This is a genomic window from Promicromonospora vindobonensis (assembly GCF_042685865.1).
Taxonomy (GTDB): Bacteria; Actinomycetota; Actinomycetes; order Actinomycetales; family Cellulomonadaceae; genus Promicromonospora; species Promicromonospora vindobonensis.
Genome location: NZ_JBHUOG010000002.1, coordinates 1,065,139 through 1,082,488, shown reverse-complemented (window position 1 = coordinate 1,082,488; position 17,350 = coordinate 1,065,139). Strand labels below are relative to the sequence as shown.

At 71.6% G+C, this 17,350-nt stretch carries 16 protein-coding genes; 6 read left to right on the top strand and 10 right to left on the bottom strand.

What is annotated here, in order from left to right:
* Window positions 1–185 precede the first annotated feature (185 nt).
* The 3 genes from ACFS27_RS18055 to ACFS27_RS18045 all read left to right on the top strand — a co-directional run bounded on the left by ACFS27_RS18055 (window position 186) and on the right by ACFS27_RS18045 (window position 3,550).
* Complete coding sequence (locus ACFS27_RS18055; RefSeq protein ID WP_377185574.1) at window positions 186–2,087, top strand: glycoside hydrolase family 76 protein; 1,902 nt, start codon at window positions 186–188, stop codon at window positions 2,085–2,087.
* A gap of 181 nt (window positions 2,088–2,268) precedes the next feature.
* On the top strand, window positions 2,269–2,757 hold the full coding sequence (locus ACFS27_RS18050; protein WP_377185572.1) for a hypothetical protein: 489 nt from the start codon (window positions 2,269–2,271) through the stop codon (window positions 2,755–2,757).
* Window positions 2,732–3,550: an alpha/beta fold hydrolase gene (locus tag ACFS27_RS18045; RefSeq protein WP_377185570.1), complete on the top strand. Its 819-nt coding sequence runs from the start codon at window positions 2,732–2,734 to the stop codon at window positions 3,548–3,550. The genes ACFS27_RS18050 and ACFS27_RS18045 overlap by 26 nt, the downstream gene beginning before the upstream one ends.
* 25 nt (window positions 3,551–3,575) lie before the next feature.
* On the opposite strand, the gene ACFS27_RS18040 is transcribed toward ACFS27_RS18045, so the two are convergent.
* Window positions 3,576–3,953 carry an ANTAR domain-containing protein gene (locus ACFS27_RS18040; protein WP_377185567.1) on the bottom strand — a complete coding sequence of 126 codons (378 nt, stop codon included), beginning with the start codon at window positions 3,951–3,953 and terminating at the stop codon, window positions 3,576–3,578.
* 100 nt (window positions 3,954–4,053) lie between these two features.
* On the opposite strand from ACFS27_RS18040, the gene ACFS27_RS18035 reads away from it, so the two are divergent.
* Window positions 4,054–4,542: a heme-degrading domain-containing protein gene (locus ACFS27_RS18035; protein ID WP_377185565.1), complete on the top strand. Its 489-nt coding sequence runs from the start codon at window positions 4,054–4,056 to the stop codon at window positions 4,540–4,542.
* A 27-nt stretch (window positions 4,543–4,569) separates the two neighbouring features.
* Here ACFS27_RS18035 and ACFS27_RS18030 read toward each other — a convergent pair whose 3' ends face one another.
* The 3 genes from ACFS27_RS18030 to ACFS27_RS18020 all read right to left on the bottom strand — a co-directional run bounded on the left by ACFS27_RS18030 (window position 4,570) and on the right by ACFS27_RS18020 (window position 9,500).
* Complete coding sequence (locus tag ACFS27_RS18030) at window positions 4,570–8,241, bottom strand: glycoside hydrolase family 97 catalytic domain-containing protein (protein ID WP_377185562.1); 3,672 nt, start codon at window positions 8,239–8,241, stop codon at window positions 4,570–4,572.
* A gap of 137 nt (window positions 8,242–8,378) precedes the next feature.
* Window positions 8,379–8,789: a nuclear transport factor 2 family protein gene (locus ACFS27_RS18025; protein WP_377185559.1), complete on the bottom strand. Its 411-nt coding sequence runs from the start codon at window positions 8,787–8,789 to the stop codon at window positions 8,379–8,381.
* A gap of 57 nt (window positions 8,790–8,846) precedes the next feature.
* Window positions 8,847–9,500: an RICIN domain-containing protein gene (locus ACFS27_RS18020; RefSeq protein ID WP_377185557.1), complete on the bottom strand. Its 654-nt coding sequence runs from the start codon at window positions 9,498–9,500 to the stop codon at window positions 8,847–8,849.
* A gap of 161 nt (window positions 9,501–9,661) precedes the next feature.
* On the opposite strand from ACFS27_RS18020, the gene ACFS27_RS18015 reads away from it, so the two are divergent.
* On the top strand, window positions 9,662–9,841 hold the full coding sequence (locus ACFS27_RS18015; protein ID WP_377185555.1) for an SDR family NAD(P)-dependent oxidoreductase: 180 nt from the start codon (window positions 9,662–9,664) through the stop codon (window positions 9,839–9,841).
* 6 nt (window positions 9,842–9,847) lie between these two features.
* Here ACFS27_RS18015 and ACFS27_RS18010 read toward each other — a convergent pair whose 3' ends face one another.
* Window positions 9,848–10,489 carry a hypothetical protein gene (locus tag ACFS27_RS18010; protein WP_377185552.1) on the bottom strand — a complete coding sequence of 214 codons (642 nt, stop codon included), beginning with the start codon at window positions 10,487–10,489 and terminating at the stop codon, window positions 9,848–9,850.
* Window positions 10,490–10,577: 88 nt separating this feature from the next.
* Between ACFS27_RS18010 and ACFS27_RS18005 the strand changes: the two genes are divergently transcribed.
* Window positions 10,578–11,864, top strand: coding sequence for a hypothetical protein (locus tag ACFS27_RS18005; RefSeq protein ID WP_377185549.1), 1,287 nt, complete (start codon window positions 10,578–10,580; stop codon window positions 11,862–11,864).
* A 4-nt stretch (window positions 11,865–11,868) separates the two neighbouring features.
* Here ACFS27_RS18005 and ACFS27_RS18000 read toward each other — a convergent pair whose 3' ends face one another.
* The 5 genes from ACFS27_RS18000 to ACFS27_RS17980 all read right to left on the bottom strand — a co-directional run bounded on the left by ACFS27_RS18000 (window position 11,869) and on the right by ACFS27_RS17980 (window position 17,263).
* Window positions 11,869–12,171: a hypothetical protein gene (locus tag ACFS27_RS18000; RefSeq protein ID WP_377185547.1), complete on the bottom strand. Its 303-nt coding sequence runs from the start codon at window positions 12,169–12,171 to the stop codon at window positions 11,869–11,871.
* Between the two features lie 130 nt (window positions 12,172–12,301).
* Window positions 12,302–13,873, bottom strand: coding sequence for an aldehyde dehydrogenase (NADP(+)) (locus ACFS27_RS17995; RefSeq protein ID WP_377185545.1), 1,572 nt, complete (start codon window positions 13,871–13,873; stop codon window positions 12,302–12,304).
* On the bottom strand, window positions 13,864–15,000 hold the full coding sequence (locus ACFS27_RS17990) for a mandelate racemase/muconate lactonizing enzyme family protein (RefSeq protein WP_377185543.1): 1,137 nt from the start codon (window positions 14,998–15,000) through the stop codon (window positions 13,864–13,866). The genes ACFS27_RS17995 and ACFS27_RS17990 overlap by 10 nt, the downstream gene beginning before the upstream one ends.
* Entirely contained in the window at window positions 14,997–15,920 is a 924-nt protein-coding gene (locus ACFS27_RS17985) for a dihydrodipicolinate synthase family protein (protein WP_377185541.1), read from the bottom strand. The genes ACFS27_RS17990 and ACFS27_RS17985 overlap by 4 nt, the downstream gene beginning before the upstream one ends.
* Window positions 15,917–17,263: an MFS transporter gene (locus ACFS27_RS17980; protein WP_377185539.1), complete on the bottom strand. Its 1,347-nt coding sequence runs from the start codon at window positions 17,261–17,263 to the stop codon at window positions 15,917–15,919. The genes ACFS27_RS17985 and ACFS27_RS17980 overlap by 4 nt, the downstream gene beginning before the upstream one ends.
* Window positions 17,264–17,350: the final 87 nt, after the last annotated feature.

Below are 17,350 nucleotides of genomic sequence, written 5' to 3'. Positions count from 1 at the left end.
GTGGAGTAGTCGGTCAGGATCCCGGTGAGTGACGGGGTCGGTCAGGAGGCATTGCCAGGCGGGACTGCGCCCGGCGACCTGGTCGGCGAAAGATATCCGCACAGTGGGTGCATTTCACCCTTTCCTAATGTAGGTTTTGCTGTGAATCCGGGATGCAACGTTGCGCCCGGGGGAGGAGCTCATCGATGACGATGCTGCGTCGCATCCGCCTTGTCCTGCTCAGCCTCGTCGTGCTCGTCGGCCTGCAGCCGGTGGTCGCCGTCCAAGCTGCCCCGCCGCCGCAGGATCCCGCGGTGGCCGGAGCTGCCGAGGTCGCCCGCGCACGGGTAGCCACCGAAGTCCTGCTGGACTCCTACGACGAGCAGAAGGCGTGGTTCCCGTCGAGCTGGTGGAACTCCGCGGTCGCCCTGCAGACCATCGGTGACTACATGAAGCGCACCGGTGACCGCAGCTATGTCGACGAGCTGGACCACAGCTTCGAGACCAACAAGGGCCCGTTCCCTGCCGGCGAGCGGTCCACGGACGAGATCTACGGCAACTTCACGAGCCGTGCCATCGACGACGCCGGCTGGTGGGCGCTGAACTGGGTCACCGCCTACGACCTGACGGGCGACCAGAAGTACCTCGACATGGCGGGCACCATCGCCGACTTCATGCACGGCTTCTGGGACCCGAGCACCTGCGGCGGCGGGATCTGGTGGAACGAGGAGCGCACCTACAAGAACGCCGTCACCAACGGCCAGTGGGTGCGCCTGACTGCCGAGCTGCACAACCGGATCCCCGGCGACACCGCCTGGCTGGAGCGGTCCCAGGAGGCCTGGGACTGGTACGTCGGCAGCGGCATGATCAACGCGGACGGCCTGGTCAACGACGGCCTGACCGACAACTGCGCCAGCAACAACGACACGGTGTGGAGCTACAACCAGGGTCTGGCGATCGGCGCCCCCTTGGAGCTGTGGCGGGCCACAGGCGACCCCGAGCTGCTGGCCACCGCGCAGCGGCTGGCCGACGCAGCGCTCGAGTCCGACGAGCTGGTCACGGACGGCGTGCTGACCGAGTCGTGCGATCCGCTGGGCCGGACGTGCGACGACAACCAGAAGCAGTTCAAGGGCATCTTCATGCGCTACCTCACGGAGCTCGCCGACACCACCGGCGCGCCGCGCTACGAGGAGTTCGTGGACCGCCAGGCCGAGACCATCTGGGCGAACGACCGCGACTCCTCCGAGCGGCTGGGGCTGCGCTGGACAGGTGCGAGCACCGAGGCGTCGCCGAACGTCTTCGACTGGCGCACCCAGGCCAGCGCGCTCAGCGCGCTGATCGCCGACGTCCCGCAGGAGACGCCTCGCCGGTCCCTGTCCGCGACCATGTCGCCGACGCAGCTGGTCATGATGCCGAGCCCGGGCGCCGCCTCGTCCGTGCGGACAGAGGTCCAGGTGGCAGCCACGTCCCCGGGCCGGCAGCCGGTCCGCGTGGACGTGCGCGTCACCGGTCCGGACGGCTGGACCGTCGACCCGGTCAGGAGCCGGGTCGACCTGGAACCGGCAGGCGCCGGCGTCCCCGCCCGGACGAGCGTTCCCCTGGACGTCTCGGTACCCCCGGACACCGAGGACGGCAGCTACCCGGTGGCCGTGACCGTCACCGCGCGGCCCGGCCTCAGCTACACCACGCGGGCCACGATCCAGGTGGCGAGCACCATCGACTTCGACGCCGGGTCGACGCAGGAGCTCGCGTGGCTCTGGGACGCCGGCGGCTCGGGGCTGAGCCACGTCGGTAGCCGGTTCGCCGACGGCACCAGCCACTTCATCTACAAGTTCCCGTTCCCCGCTGAGGCCACGTCGGCCGAGGCGACCCTGACCATCGACAACCAGTACGTGGTCGACGTCGGGCCCGACGGCGAGAGCTGGACCACGGTCCTGGCCGAGGACGAGCAGATCCGGGACAGCTCCAACAAGGCCGACCACACCCTTGACCTGACGCCCTACCTCGGGCCGGACAAGGCGGTCTACATCCGGATGACGGACGCCTTCACGCAGGACGGCTGGGGCGGCGGGGTCTATCACGTCTCGGCCCAGTTCGGGACGTCCTGACCCGACGTCCTGACCCGACGTCCTGACCCCTGGCCGGCCGGCGCCCGCAGTGAGCGGGTGTCGGCCGGTGTCGGCACGCGGGCCGTTTCGGCCAGGCCTGTCACGTCGTGGCGCGTGTCTCGCGGGCCACGGTCTCCAACTACTTGACGTGTGATGACAAGTACTTGCTATTGTCTGTCAAGTGAACACGGAGACGCATGTCGAGCTGGCGCGCGAGCTGCTGAGCCTGGTCGAGCGGCGGATCATCGATCCGCTGGAGATCTTGCTCGGTTCGGGCGAGGCGGTAGGGCCGGTGCGGGACCGGTCGCGGATCGAGGCCGAGGTGTGGGCGGCGCAGCTCCTCGGCCCTGATGACGAGCTCGCGGTACACACCGCTTCGCGGCTGATCGCCGCGCTCTTTCCTGCGGACGGCCCGTTCGACCCGCCCGCCGAGTGGTGGGGCACCGCCTTCGGGCGCGTGGTCGCGCGGCGGGTCGGGCATCCGGGTCGGGGCGCCGTGCCGTACAGCGTGGCGGCGGCGATGCTCGGCATCACCCGCCAGGGGGTCCACGACCTCGTCAAGCGCTCGAAGCTCGAGCGACATCCGGACGGCGGTGTGACGACGTCGTCCGTCCAGGCCCGGCTCAACCGACCGAAGGAGCGCCATGTCGTACGACGTGACCATCACTGATCACGAGATCCCCCTCGCGGTGCGCGACTCCGGCGGCGAGGGCGAGCCGGTGCTCCTCCTGCACGGCCTCGGCGGAACCCTGGACGACTGGGAGCGGCTGGAGCTCGACGGGCGCAGGTCCGTGGCCATGGACCTGCGAGGCCACGGCCTGTCCGGCGAAGGACCCTGGGAATGGGAGCGGGTCCTTGACGACATCGAAGCCGTCGTGCGCCACCTCGACCTGGGTAGCCCGGCGGTCGTCGGGCACTCGCTCGGTGGGATGCTCGCCGTGCAGTGGGCCCTGCGCCACCCCGAGTGCCCGGCTGTCGTCACGCTGGACGGCCTGCGGTCCGCCGAGAGCGCCCCGGAGAACTACCCCGGCATGGACCCGGTGTCCAGGGATCGGGAGCTGGCGAACCTCAAAGCCGCGTTCGATGCCCAGGCTGCGGCGATGGGCAGGCCCTTGCCCGTCGAGCTGCAGGGGATGGTCGCCCGGCGGGCGCTCGTCGAGCGGGACGGGCAGACCTACGCGCGGCCCGCTGTGCGGCTGCTGGAGGAGGTCCGCCGCACGCCGGAGTTCCGCGACACGATTCCTCTGCTGCACGGGCTCGCCTGCCGCGCCCTGGTGGTGATCCCGACCCGGGATCCGCAGGGGAGCCCTGGCGGGGAGCTGATGAAGGCGTTCAGGAGGGGCGTTCGCCGGGATCTTGCCGGGCTGCCTGCGCATGTCAGGGTTGCGGAGCTGGACGCAGGCCACGACATGCTCATGGCGCAGCCGGGGGAGGTCCGCGAACTCGTCGCCGGTGCCCTCTGAGGGTGCGGCACGCCAGGCAGGCCGGTCAGGCGGCACGGCCGGCCGGGGGGCCGGTCGGCAGCGGGTCGTCCTCCTGCGGGCGCTCCACGGGCCGGACGGAACCCAGCGCGTGCGCCAGCGTCTCCTGCGTGATGCCCGCGTGGTCGTCGTCGGCCTGCAAGGCGCACATGACCTGGTCGGCGGCGAGACGCACCGGGATGTGCGCCTTGCTGGCGGCGTCGAGCAGGATCCGTGCGGCCTCGTCCTCGTCGACGCGCCGGGCCACGACGACCACGGTCTTGGCCCGTTCGATCATCGTCTCGCCGAGGAGTGCCGCGGACACGGTCTCGTCCATCCGGTCGGGGCCGGCGGCAGTCGCTGCGCTGTCCGCGTAGGTTTCCCGAGGGTGGTTGAAGGATGACACGTGGACCTCCCAGATCCGCTGCGGACCTGGAGCCGCTTCCTGACTCCGAACCTCTGACTATAACGCGGTCCGGACGTTTCGGACAGGGCAGGATGGGGGCATGAGCGAATCCGATGTCACCGCAGCCGTCCACGAGGTCGAGGCCCAGGAGGCCGAGATCGTCCTGACCTCGTTCACGCACGACCAGGCCTGGCACCTCGGTGTGCGGCTCGTCGAGCTCGCGACCGAGCGTGACCTGCCCGTCGCCGTCGACATCCGCAAGGGCACGCAGCAGGTTTTCCACGCGGCCCGGCCTGGCACCACGCCGGACAACGACTCGTGGATCGAGCGCAAGGTGCGGGTCGTCTACCGGTTCGGGGCGTCGTCGTACCTGGTGGGCCTGCGCGCGCGGGCGAAGGACCGGGACTTCAACGCCGACAACGGCCTGGCGTTCCAGGAGTACTCCGCACACGGCGGGGCCTTTCCGGTGCGCGTCGCCGGGGTGGGCATCGTGGGCGTCGTCACCGTCTCCGGTCTGGCCCAGCAGGACGACCACGCCCTCGTCGTCGAGGCGCTGCGGGAGCTGGCCGGTTCGCAGCCCGCGGCGTAGCCCGTAGCGACGCGGGCCGCGGTGGCGTCAGGCGATCGGCCGCCACGGACCGTCGGGGCCACCCGGCTCCTGGTCGCGGCTCCACCACCTCGCCTCGTACAGCGCTCCGTCGTGCAGGACGACGTCGCCGTCGTCGAAGATGCGCGACGGCGTCCACACGGCGGTGCCGTCGAAGGCCTCGGTGACCTCTTGCCACGGCCCGTCCGGGCTGCCCGGCTCCTGGCCGCGCGTCCACCACGAGGCCTCCCAGACCGAGCCGTCGAACGTGACCAGGTCGCCCGCGGTGTAGGTCGCTCCGGGCGCCCAGGCCTCGGCCTGGGCGCCCGGGAGGACCCCCGGTGTCGCCGTGACCCGGAGGTGGTCGAGGTTGACGTGGCCGGTGTCCCCTGCGGTGTGGTGCAGCAGGATCTCGTGCCGGCCGGGTGCCAGGGTCATCGGCAGGGCGGGGGAGTGGTCCCAGCGCCGCCAGCGGTCGGCGTCCTGCCCCAGGTTGGGGAAGGCGACCGGCCGCGCCGCCCCGCCGTCGACGGACACGGAGAGCTGCCGGTCGAGCGGGGCGACGACCATCCCGTTGGCGTACCGGAACGACAGCTCGACGGTCATCGGTACCGCGGTCTCGTACGTGAACCGCACGCCGGCACCCACTCGCGTGAGGTCGCGGACGAACCCGGTGCCCGTGTAGCCGGGATGCTCTGTGGTGGTCCGCGCGCCCCCGACGAGCGTGCCTGCCTCGGCCTCCCCGATGTGCTCGGCGCTCTGGGCCCGGACGGCAGCACGCAGGGTCGTGAGAGTCGCCTCGTCGCCCTCGGCGGCCTCGATCCGGTCCGTCAGGTCCTCGAGGGCCGCGGCCCTCGCCGCGGAGTCGCCGGTGCGTGCGTGGGTCGCCGCTGCTGCGGCGGGCTCGCGCAGCGCCGAAGCGGTGGCTCCGTCGACGGCGCCACCGTGCTCGGCGTCACGGATCAGCCTCAGGATGCCGAACAGTCCGGCGGCGTCGCCGAGGAACGGTTCGACCGACTGCTCGATCTCGGTCCCCGGCTCCACCGGGACGTCGTCGACGCTCGACGTCAGCGTGACGTGGCGGACCGACTGCATCGCCAGCCGGGTCGCGGGAAGGTCGCCCTCCTCCGCCGCGGTGAGCGCCCGGTCGGCGTGCTCCACGAGGAGGGACGCCCTGGCGGGCGCCAGGTGTCGTGCCTCGCGCTCCAGCAGGTCGAGCAGCTGTCCGTCGGGGCGGGGGAGCAGCTCGACGGCGGTGGAGCCGTCGGAGCCCCCGTCGGCGTCGACGACGCTCAGCTCGTTCGCGGCCCGGTAGGGGACGGCGTCGGCAGGGAGGTCGAACGTGAACGTCCTGGTCCGGCCGCCGCCGACGCGTGCGGTGGCGTCCGGTACCGTCTCGCCGTCGACGGCGACAGCGGCCTGGCCCACCGTCGTCCCCTCGTTGCGGACGGTGACCGTGACGGTCACGGTGTCACCGACCGGGTCGTAGGAGACCTCTGGCGTTCCGTCGAGGGAGAAGGCCGGGGCGACGTAGTCGGGAAGCTCCTCGAGGTCCGCGGCGGTCGCCTTCCTCAGCCTCACCGCCTGCCCGCCGGCGCCGACCATGGAGGCCTCGAGCGTGTCGGTGGAGTCGACCAGGGCGCGCGTCACCTCGACGGCGGTCGGGTTGCCCTTCCAGGAGGCGTCCGCCGCGTCGGAGTAGAGGTCGGCGACGTAGGTCGTGCGGCGGTCGAGGAAGGTCAGCGGTACCCGCACGGCGCGGTCCTTCTCGTCGGTGACCGAGCCGAGGTACCAGGTGCCGCCGTTCCGGCGCGCTGTCACCGTATGGTCCCCGACCGCGGCGTCGAGCACGTGGGACTCGTCCCACCGGGTGGGCATGTCCTTGAGGTAGGCGAAGGCCTCGGCGTGCTCCGCGTAGTTCTCCGGGGTGTCGGCGAGCATCTGGAGCGGGCTGGAGAACGTCGGGTAGAGCGCGAGCTGGTTCGCCGTCGTCGACTGCACGCGGGTGCCGAGGCCCGCCGGGTCCCAGGTGACGGCGAGAACGCCGGGGGTGTAGTCGGCAGGGCCGCCGATCCAGCGGGTGAAGGGCAGGATCGTCGCCTGCTCGGGCGGGTTGCCGTTCGCGCCCATGTAGTTGTGCTGCTCCATGCCTGCGACGCCTTCCCCCGTCATCATGTTGGGGTAGGTGCGCGACAGGCCGGTCGGCTTGATGGCCTCGTGGGCGTTGATCGAGATCTCGTGCCTGGCAGCTGCCTCGATGGCCCGCTGGTAGTGGCGTACCGCTTCCTGGTCGTAGTGGCTGCGGTCCACGCCGCCCAGCTCGAAGCGGGTGGCGTAGCCGGTCTTGAGCGCGTGGATCCCCCAGTCCTGGTACTGGGCGAAGATCTCGTCCATGTGCTCGTCGTAGTAGTCGACGTAGCCGCGCGTCTCGTTGTGCGCCATGAAGCCGACGCCGTTCTCCTCCGCGTAGGCCAGCACCTCGTCGAGGTCGACGTCGGCCTGGGGCGTGACGAAGTCCTGGTTGGTCCAGCTGCCTCCGGCGTTCTCGTTCCAGCCCTCGGCCAGGACGTACTTGGCGCCCGCCTCGACGGCCAGGTCGACGTACTCCTTGATGCGCTCCGTCGTCGCGCCGTGCCGTGGCCCCGCGGTCCAGGTCGTGTGCCGGCGCTGGAGCTCCCACCACACGCCGACGTAGGTCCCCGGGTCGATCCAGTCGGTGGTGTCCGCCCTGCCGTCGCCGTCGGAGTCGACGTCGCAGACGGCACACGGGTCGTTGAGGTTCTCGATGAGGTGGGACTCCGCGAGGTCGCCGGCGCTCCGCCCGACGGTGACGGTGCGCCACGGCGTGCTGAAACCGTCGGCACCGACGTCGATCACCGCCTTGTCCCCGTTCGGGAGCGCGACGAGCTCGGCGGCCAGCGTGCCCGGTGCGCCCTCTCTGCGCAGGGTCATGCTGGGAAAGTCGGTGAGGTCGGCCTCGTGCACCGCGAGGAAGAGGTCGTCCGGGGTGCGCGAGAGGGTGATCGGGGTCTGCGCCGAGGCGACGTCGGGCAGCGGCTGGGTGCGGTAGTGCTGCTCGTCCGCGCTCCACCTCGTGCCGGCGGGGATCGAGTACGCCGTGAGGTCGGCGGGCAGGGCGAACTCGGTGGCCTCGTCCGCGACGACGACGCCGTCGCCGAGGGCCTCCTGCTCAGGGAAGTGGTAGCGGAACCCGACGCCGTCGTCGAACACACGGAACACCACGTCGAGCTCGACGCCCGATGCCTCGTGCACGGTGTGCACGGTGAGCTCGTTGGCGTTGTTGCGGATCCGCGCGTCGTTGCCCCAGGCGGGCGTCCAGGTCTCGTCGACGACGTCGCGCTCGGTGGACGTGACGGTCAGGCCGGTCGTCAGGTCGAGCGCGGGCTCGCGCAACCGGAACCCGAGCGCCGACGGCTCGATCACCGTCGTCCTCCTGTCGCGCACCACCTCGTACGTCAGCGTCCCGTCGACCACCTCGACACCGAGCTCGATCGACCTGTCGGGGGAGGCTGCCTGGTACCCGTCGAGGACCGCTACCCGGTCCTGCGCGTGCGCCGGGACGCCGGTGGCCACGGTGGCGGGCAGGAGCAGCGCGACGGCGGTGGCTGTCGCAGTCAGGGCCGACCCGCGTCGACGCCTGTCTCGTGGCTGGTCGGCGAGGGCACGCACACGTCGAATCACAGTTGCTCCAGGACGTCGTCGTCGATCGGTCGGCCAGCCGCTGATTGCCTCGATGCAGACCAGTGACTGTGGTGAGTTTTCCCCGGGACCGGACTGCTGTCAAGACCGGCCCGCGAGTAGCGGCCGGCGCCGTCGCATCAGCCCAGCGGATAGGGCAGCGGGGCATCGTCGGCTGGTCGGGAGTACCTGGCACGCCATGCCGGCGGCTCGTCGTCGCCAACACCGATCCAGTACTCCACCGACGAGACGAGCAGGCCCTCGCGGACCCTGGCGAACGCGGCGACACGAAAGACACCGACGCCGTCCATGGGGACCTCGACGTCGCTGGCGACCGTGTCGCCGTCGGCCACGACCCCGCGGACCCGGATCGACCAGCCCTCCGGGTACTCCCGGTTGACGCCGACGACGGCGTCCGGGCCGACGAACTGTTCGTTGCTGGCGGTCCACTCCACGACGACGTCGGGTGCGAGCAGCCGGCGCAGGCCCGTCCAGTCGCGAGCGTGCATGCGTTGCCAGTAGGCACGGACCACGTCTGTCGATTCGGTCATGGCGGCGACGGCATCGGGAGCCTGTGACACTGCCGGGCTCAGGCCGGGGTCACGGAGTCACGAGGTCGACCATCTCTGGTTGTCCCCGGCATGGCAGTCGTACACGATCACCGGCGTCGCGTTGTCCGTGCCCGCACCTGAGACGTCCAGGCACATCCCGGTGGCCGCGTTGCGCACCGTGCCGTCGGCCTGCGGGGCCCACTGCTGGTTCGCGGCGCCGTGGCAGGTCCAGATGGTGACCGGCCCGCCGGGCGCTCCGCCGCCCGGGTCGTCGAGGCACATCGCGCCCAGCGTGCGCAGCTCCCCGGAGGCCGAGGCGGTCCACTGCTGCCCCTCGGCTCCGGTGCAGTCGTGGATCTGCAGAGCAGCGCCGTCGACGGCCGCACCACCGGGCACGTCGAGACACCGGCCGGACGCGGCACTCCGCAGGGGGACGACCGCCGGCGGCGGGGGCTCGCTCGGTGCGGGTGAGGTGGACGGGGAGCCCGCTGTGGGCGACGGGTCCGGGGAGGCGGGGGCACTCACCCGGCTCGCCTCGGGTGTCCCTACGGCGGGCGGAGTGCTCTGCCCGGCCTGTGCCTGCGAGCCGGACAGGTCGCGGGTCAGCACCCAGCCCGTCCCGATCACCGCCGCGAGCGCCAGCAGGACGGCCAGCGCCCACGCGAAGATGCTGAGTGGGGTGCGCCGGCGTGGCGCGACCTGGTCGTACACCCGTGCGATTCCTTTCGTGCCTGACGGCATTGGCGCATGCGAGCCGCACCCTACTCCGTCGGGCGGGTCCTCCGGCGACGACGGCAGGTTCGAGGTATGGGACCGCACCATCGCACGCTGCCGCCTTCCGGGACGCGGCCATCACCGCCCCTCCGGCCGACGTGCTCGCACACATCATCGCGAACCTCTCGCTCGCGATCACGGGCTGCCATACCGCCGTCGGGCACTTCCTGGCCCACGGGCGGGGCGGGGCGATCGTCAACGTCTCGTCCCACAAGGCGCAGCGCCCGGTGCGCGGTGCCCTGCCGTACGCCACCGCCAAGGGGGCGGAAGTCACCTGAGCAGGCTCAGCCCGTCGCGCCCGCGACGTCCCGTACCCACGCGGAGCCCTCGGGACGGAAGCCGACGCCGCGCAGGTAGGCCTGGTCGCTGCCGTCCGCCTGCGGCACGACGACGCGGTCGAACCCCTTCGCCGCGAAGATCCCGCTGCGGCGGTGCACGAACTCACCGGGTGTGAAGTCGCGGAACCGCTTGGTCACCCAGTCGAGCTCGACGACGCCCACTCCTTCGCCGGCGTCGCGCACCTCCACCACACCCACCGTCTCGTCTCCACGCTGCACCAGGAACGCCGAACGCTCCTCGCCCGGCCCGGGAACCGGCATGAACCGCGGGGCGAAGGCGGCGATGTCCGCCGCATGGGTGCGCAGCACGTGCAGCAGGTACGCATCGTCGGGCGCCACCTCGACCACCTCGTACACGGCCGCGTCGTGGCGCTCGCGGTTCAGCCGCCACAACCAGTAGGTGTTGATGAGGCTGATCGCGGCGTTCATCGCGACGAACGGCCAGATCCCGAGGATCGCGTTGTACGCGGTCGCGACCAGGGAGCCGGTGAGGTTGAGCCAGCGGAAACGGAGCACGCGCGCTTGCGTGAGAGACAGCACGATGAGGGCGGAACCTACCCACCCGGCGATCTCGAGCCAGGGGAACATGCCCTGACCTTATGGCTTCGGTCCGGAGCCGCCATAGAACTGTGGATAAAGATGCCGTTTGGTCATGATGGTGGCGGATGATGCTTCTATGAACTCTGACGATGACCTGACCACCGAGCTGCGGTGCGCGTCCGCGCTGTACGTGAAGCTCCTCGACTACGCGCTGAGCCCTCCGTTCGCCGAGCGCACCGCCGCCAACGTGCGGCGCCTGGCACAGATGCACGGGAACCGCGACCCCGGGCTGTGCACGCACCATCACGGCGACCGACGAGTGCTCCAGGCCGTCGCACAGGTCGTTTTCGACGTGCCGCCGTACGGGATGCGCCTGATCGACCGCTACGCCGACTGGTCGGCGGACCTGGACGAGCCCGATCGGCGGCTGCTCGAGGCCTGGCGCACGGGCGGTGCCTACGGCGTGTTCGAGATCGTGCACCGTGCGGGGTCCGGAGTGCGAGCCAGGTGCCTCGGCGACGACCTCGAGTACACGCTGCACGTCGACCCGAGGACGCCCGTGCGCCGCGCGGACCTGCGGAGCGGACGGTACGTTGCCGGACACGTCCTCCCGGTCGGCGGCGCCTGGATGCTGGCGGGCGCCATCGATCTGTACGCGTCACGAGAGCGGCCGGCGATGCTCGGCCTGATGTCCGAGCTGGTCCGCGGCGCACCGGCGCTGCCGTTCCGGAACCCGGTGCTCGCCGAGCAGGCCCGTGCGGTGCTCCAGGCACAGCACCAGACGTTTCTGCGCCTGTTCGGGCGGAGCGGCGAGCCCGTGCCGGGCTCCCGGCTGGCCGATCTCCTCGACGAGCTCTGGGAGTCGTCGCAGCTCTGGGACGAGTGGTGGCCCGGCCTGTCGCTGGAGCGTGACCTGTGCGACCTCCGCGAGGCGCTGGACCAGCCGTGGGAGGACGGCGAGCCGTGGCCGGACGGCGGGACGTGGTACCCGGTGCACGACCCCGTCCAAGGGCTGCGCCTGCTCGGGGCTCCGTACGGGATGCTCGCCGACCTGCACCGGTCGACGGCGCCGGTCGACGCGTCGGCGGTGCGCGAGGTGTCGGCCCTCCTGGACGCGGGACACGTGCCCGGCTTCGCGCTCCGGGACCTTGCGGAACGGCACCCCGTTCGCGCGGGCGAGATCTATCGCGCGGTCCTTGGGCGGCCGGGTTTCACCTGGGTGGGGGAGGGTGCCGCCTGGCTTCGGGACCGGGCCGGCGACGGACCCGTGCACCCGGCGCTGGTGTGGCTGCCGGGGGGCGCGGCCCCCGCCGGGTCGGGCAAGCCCGACCGCTCGATCATGATGCCGCACCCCCTGGTGGTCATGTTTCCCCCGGTGCCTGCCGTGCCGGGGGCCCCGGGCAGCACTGCTGACGCGGGCTGAGCCCTCACCAGGACCAGCCGCGCGAGCTGAGCTCCAGCTCCTCCCGCAGCCGCTCACCCGCCGCGGCGTGGTCGCCCGCGCGCAGCGGTGCCGTCACCGTGGGCAGGCCTGCGAGGCGGCAGGCCTCCCGCAGCAGCCCGTCGTACGCGCCCTGTACGGCGAGCCAGTGGTGGGCCCGCGCGTACACGGCCGGATCCTCCTCCACGCGACGCAGCTCGGCCGCGAGCTCCCCGAGCCTGACCTGCAGGCGCAGCGTCACCAGAGGGTCCGGCGCACGCGCCGACCGCAACCGGAGGTTCCAGCTCATCAGGTGCCACCACCACGTCGTCGTCGCGGAACCATGGAAACTTCCAGCGTAGGTCGGCGGAGCCGGGATGGCTACGCGTCCAGGGGCTCGGCGAGCGGCCACTGCACGTTCCGTTCCCCCGCACCGCCGGTCACCCCTCGGGCAGCACCAGGGTCCCGTCGATCCGCACGGGGACAAGCGATGCGCCGTCCCGCAGCTCGGGAGGAAGGGCATGCTGCGGCGCCTGCTGCCACGCGAGCGGCCGCAGGAACCGGCGGACAGCGGTGGCGCCGACCGACGTGTGCAGCGTGTTGGTCGACGGCCACGGCCCGCCGTGGTGCTGGGCCCAGCCGACGGCCACGCCCGTCGGGTAGCCGTCATAGAGCACTCGTCCGGCGCGCGCCGTGAGCGCGGCGCGCGCCGCGGGCAGGTCACGGTCGCCCGCACCACCGGTGAGGATGCTCGCGGTGAGGGAACCCTCTACCCGCTCGACGACGGCCACCGCCTCGGCCTCGGAGTCGTACCGGACGACGACGGCGAGCGGCCCGAAGCACTCGTCGACGAGCCGCGCGGTGAGCGACCCGGCCGCGACCTCGAGCAGGGCCGGTCGCGTGGTCCCCGTGCCTGCACCCTGGCCCCGCGCCCGGACGGCGGCGTCGAAGGAGCGTGCCGTCACTCCCTTCTCGTAGGCGTCCGCCATCCCCGCCGTGAGTGCGGCAGACCCGGACGCTCGCTCGATCGCCCGGGCCAGCGCAGAGACCACCCGGTCGCCGGCTTCGCCCGTCGGGACGAGCAGCAGGCCCGGCTTGGTGCAGAACTGCCCTCCGCCCTGGAGCACGGAGGAGGCGAGCCCCTGGCCGTAGCCGTCGGCGTCCGCGCGGGCGCCGGTCGGCGTGACGAGCACCGGGTTGATGCTGCTGAGCTCCCCGTAGAACGGGATCGGCGCCGGGCGCGCCGCCGCGGCGTCGGCGAGCGCACGCCCGCCGGCCAACGATCCCGTGAACCCTGCCGCCCGGATCGAAGGATGGGACACGAGCCGGAGCCCCGCGTCGAAACCGTGCACCAGAGTGATCGTGCCGTCAGGCGCACCGCACGCCACGGTGGCCCGCTCCGCGAGCCTCGCGACGCGGTCGGACGTCGCCGGGTGCCCCGGATGCGCCTTCACGACGACGGGGTTGCCCGCAGCGAGCGCCGACGCGGTGTCGCCACCCAGTACGGAGAACGCGAACGGGAAGTTGCTCGCCGCGTACACCGCGACCGGGCCGAGCGGCACGAGCATCCGGCGCAGGTCGGGGCGCGGGCCCATGGGGGTAGGGCCCGCGTGGTCGATCGTCGCCTCGAGGTAGGCACCCGTGCGCACGACGTCGGCGAAGAAGCGCAGCTGGTACGCCGTCCGGGTGATCTCGCCGCCGAGCCGCTCCGGGCCGAGCGCGGTCTCGCGGTCCGCCTCCGCGACGAGAGCGTCGCGGTCACCCTCCAGGCTGTCGGCGAGCACGTCCAGCACGTCCGCTCGCCGTTCGCGCGGTACGACGGCGAGCGCGTCCGCCGCTGCGGAGGCGCGGTCCACCAGGGCGGTGAGCTCGTCCGGCGTGGTCTCGTAGGTCCCGAGCTCACGCTGCTCGCCGGTGCGCGCGTCGCGGCTCACCACCGGCTGCGCGCCCGGTGGTGTCACGTGCATGCCGTTCACCTCCGTGCCGTTCACCTCTGTGCCGTTCACATCCATGCCGTCGACCCGTCCGTGCGTACCGGGACCCTGCGCTCCCAGTGCACCCAGTCGTCGTGGGCCAGCGCCGCCTCGTCGATCTCGATGCCCCAGCCGGGCCGGTCCGGCCGTAGCTCGAGGTGCCCGTCGACCGGGACGTAGGGGTCGTGGCACCACGACACCTCATCGGGTTTGTACTCGAGGATCGAGAAGTTCCACGTCGCCGCCGCGAAGTGCACGTTGGCCGCCGTCGCGAGGGGCCCCAGCGGGTTGTGCGGTGCGACGGGGACGTCGTGCGCCTCGGCGAGGGTGGCGATCTTGCGCATCTGGGTCAGCCCGCCGACGACCGCGATGTCGGGCTGGATGATGTCTGCGCCCTGCGCGGTCAGGAGGGCGAGGAACTCGTTCGGCGAGTACAGCGACTCTCCGGTCGCGAGCGGCACCGCCATCTCGGCGCGGATCCGGCCCCATGCGGGGAGGTACTCGGGGCGGATCGGCTCCTCCAGGAACATCGGCTCGTTCGGTGCCAGCGCCGCGGCGAGATCGACGGCCTGCCGCGGCTCCCAGAGGCAGCCGTGCGCGTCGAACGCGAACTCCCACTCGTCGGGATGCGCCTCACGGATGTCCGCGAACCAGTTGCCGAGCTCCCTCGCGACCAGCCCGAAGCGCGACCGGTGCAGGTCGCGCCGGTAGGGGCTGAGCTTGAAGGCGTCGACGCCGAGCGTCGCGTGCAGCCCGCCCGTGCGATCGCGCAGCTCGGAGACGTCGGGAGCCGAGTACAGCCCGGCGTAGACCCGGACCCGGTCCCGGACGCGGCCACCGAGCAGCTGGTACACGGGCACCCCTGCGGCCTTCGCGGCGATGTCCCACAGCGCGTGGTCCACCGCTGCGATGGCCGCGAGGCCGAGCGCCCCCTGCGGGAACCGTGCCGACTGGTGCAGCAGCTGGTTCACGAAGGTGACGCGTGACGCGTCGATCCCGGCGATCTGGCCGGCGATGTACTCGATGATCGCGGGATAGGCGAGATCGGGTCCGTGGTTGTAGATCTCCGCCCAGCCGTCGATGCCGTCGTCGGTCGTGACTCGAAGCAGCACGCGTGGGCGGTCACCTACCCGCTGCCGGTAGGTGGTGAGCCTGTCGATCTTCATGCGCGAGCCTTCCGGTCGTTGCTGTTCCAGTCCTCGAGGATGCGCGCGATGTCAGCCCGGTCGGCGTCCGGCAGAGTCGTGCTCGGTGGCCGCACGGACCGGTCGCACAGGCCCAGCTGGTGCATGGCCTCCTTCACGACGGAGACGTTGTCGGCCGACCGGTCGCGGGCGCGCAGCTGCTCGAACCGGCGGATCCGGCGCCACACGGCCGCCGCTCGCTCCGTGTCGTCCTGCCGCAGGGCATCCAGAAGGCCGAACGAGATCTCTGGCGCCACGTTTACGAGGCCAGATGTGAAGGCCCGCGCTCCCGCATGCCAGGCCGACGGTGCGTACGATTCGGCCAGCCCCGCGATCCAGAGCAGGTCGGCATCGGTCTCCTGCACCGTCTCGGCGAAGGCGACAGGATCGGGTACGGAGTACTTGAGCCCCACTACGTTGGGCGCTTGCTGGACCAGTGCGGCGATGTCCGTGCCCCGGATCGCCGGCGAGCTCACGTACGGCAGGACGGCGAGACCGGGTACGGCGCTCGCGACCGCCGCCGTGTACTCGACCCAGCCGGCGCGCGACATGTACGGGAGCACGGGCTGGTGCACCATGATCGCGTGCGCGCCCAGCTCGGCGGCCTGCCGCGCCTCGGCCTTCGCGGTCGCGGGGTCCAGCCCCACGCCCACGATGACGACCGCGCGGTCGCCGACGACGTCGAGGACCGTCCGTGCGACGTCGGCACGCTCGGGCGGCGACAGGGCGTAGAACTCGCCGGTGTTGCCGTTGGGCGTGATCGCGCCGAGCCCCGAGCCGACGAGCCGGTCGGCGAGCGTGGCGGTCAGCGCGAGGTCGACGCCGCCGTCGGACCCGTAGGGGACGACGGGGATGCCGACGACCGTCTGGAGGCGCGCGACGATGTCGTGGTACCCGGTCATGATTCTCCGTTCTGCGGGGTGCCGGCGAGCTCCTGCTCGTCGGCCTGCTCGACAGGCTTGATACGGACCCAGAACCCGTAGATCGCGGCACTGAGCAGACAGCTGACCGCCGCGAACACGAGGGGCCAGAGATAGGAGCCGCCGGACACCGTGAGGAACAGGCCGATGGCGATCGGGCTGATGAGGTTGCCCACCTGCGACCCGAAGTTCTGGAAGCCGGCGAGCGACCCGACGCGCTCGGGGCTGGGGGACACCTCGGCGGGCAGGCTGAGGATCGCGGCTCCGGCGAAGGAGTGCGCGGCGCTCGACACGGTCAGGATGACCATCAGCACGACGTTGCTCTCCACGAAAGGGCTGAAACCGATGCACGCGCTCAGCACGAGCCCCGAGATGATCGGCACCTTGCGCGCGATGTTGGGGGACAGCCCGGACGCGAGCATGCGGTCCGAGACGATCCCGCCCAGCACCGTCGATCCGATGGCGATGACGGCAGGCAGGGCCCCGACCATCCCGAACTCCGCCTCGGTGAACCCGCGCTCGTCGAGCAGGTAGGTGGGGTACCAGGTCAGGAAGAACGCGCCGGCGAGGGACCGGAAGACGTAGCCGAGCATGAGCGCCCAGGTCTGGTTGTCGCGCAGCAGATCGCTCCACCGGACCGGCTCCCCGCTGTGCCGCACCATCTCGGCCTGGTCGGACCGGATGTACGCGAGCTCCTCCGCGTTCACCCGGCGATGGTTCTGCGGGGCGCGGTAGATCGCGAGCCAGCCGACGATCCACAGGAGCCCGACCGCACCGATGACGACGAAGGTCCACCGCCAGCCGGCGAAGACCGCGATCCACGTGACGAGCGGGATCGAGAGCGCGGAGCCGATCTGCTGGCCCATGTCGAACAGGCTGGAGGCGAAGGCCCGCTCGCGGCGGGGGAACCAGGTGGAGACCACCTTGATGTTCGCGGGCTGTACGGGCGCCTCGCCGATGCCGAGGCCCAGCCGGAAGACGATCAGGCTGGTGACGCCCGTCGCGAAGGCGGTGAGCGCCGTCCAGAGCGACCACCAGCCGACCGCGATCGGGTAGATGACGCGCGGCCCGAACTTGTCCAGTAGCCAGCCCGAGGGCACCTGGAACAGGGCGTACGTCCAGAAGAAGGAGGAGAGCAGCACACCCTGCACGGCAGGGCTGATGTGGAAGTCCTCCGAGATGAACGGCAGCGCGACACTGAGCGCCGCCCTGTCGAGATAGGCGATGGTGAGCCCGAGCGCGGAGAACGCGACGATCGTCCAGCGCATCTGGCTGCGGCGGGCGCGGGCTGCGGCGGGCGCAGGCTGCTTTGTACTATTGAGCATCGTTGCTCCTTGTTATCGAGTGACGTGTGGTGCTCCGTCTCGGAGCACTCGCTTCAGAGGTGCGGCCCGGGAACTTGGCGGTGAACG

Coding starts and splice junctions, on each gene's coding strand:
- ACFS27_RS18055 (WP_377185574.1), top strand. CDS start 186: ATGACGATGCTGCGTCGCATCCGCCTTGTCCTGCTCAGCCTCGTCGTG.
- ACFS27_RS18010 (WP_377185552.1), bottom strand. CDS start 10,489: ATGTTCCCCTGGCTCGAGATCGCCGGGTGGGTAGGTTCCGCCCTCATC.
- ACFS27_RS18025 (WP_377185559.1), bottom strand. CDS start 8,789: ATGACCGAATCGACAGACGTGGTCCGTGCCTACTGGCAACGCATGCAC.
- ACFS27_RS18005 (WP_377185549.1), top strand. CDS start 10,578: ATGAACTCTGACGATGACCTGACCACCGAGCTGCGGTGCGCGTCCGCG.
- ACFS27_RS17990 (WP_377185543.1), bottom strand. CDS start 15,000: ATGAAGATCGACAGGCTCACCACCTACCGGCAGCGGGTAGGTGACCGC.
- ACFS27_RS17985 (WP_377185541.1), bottom strand. CDS start 15,920: ATGACCGGGTACCACGACATCGTCGCGCGCCTCCAGACGGTCGTCGGC.
- ACFS27_RS18000 (WP_377185547.1), bottom strand. CDS start 12,171: ATGAGCTGGAACCTCCGGTTGCGGTCGGCGCGTGCGCCGGACCCTCTG.
- ACFS27_RS18045 (WP_377185570.1), top strand. CDS start 2,732: ATGTCGTACGACGTGACCATCACTGATCACGAGATCCCCCTCGCGGTG.
- ACFS27_RS17980 (WP_377185539.1), bottom strand. CDS start 17,263: ATGCTCAATAGTACAAAGCAGCCTGCGCCCGCCGCAGCCCGCGCCCGC.
- ACFS27_RS18035 (WP_377185565.1), top strand. CDS start 4,054: ATGAGCGAATCCGATGTCACCGCAGCCGTCCACGAGGTCGAGGCCCAG.
- ACFS27_RS17995 (WP_377185545.1), bottom strand. CDS start 13,873: ATGGATGTGAACGGCACAGAGGTGAACGGCACGGAGGTGAACGGCATG.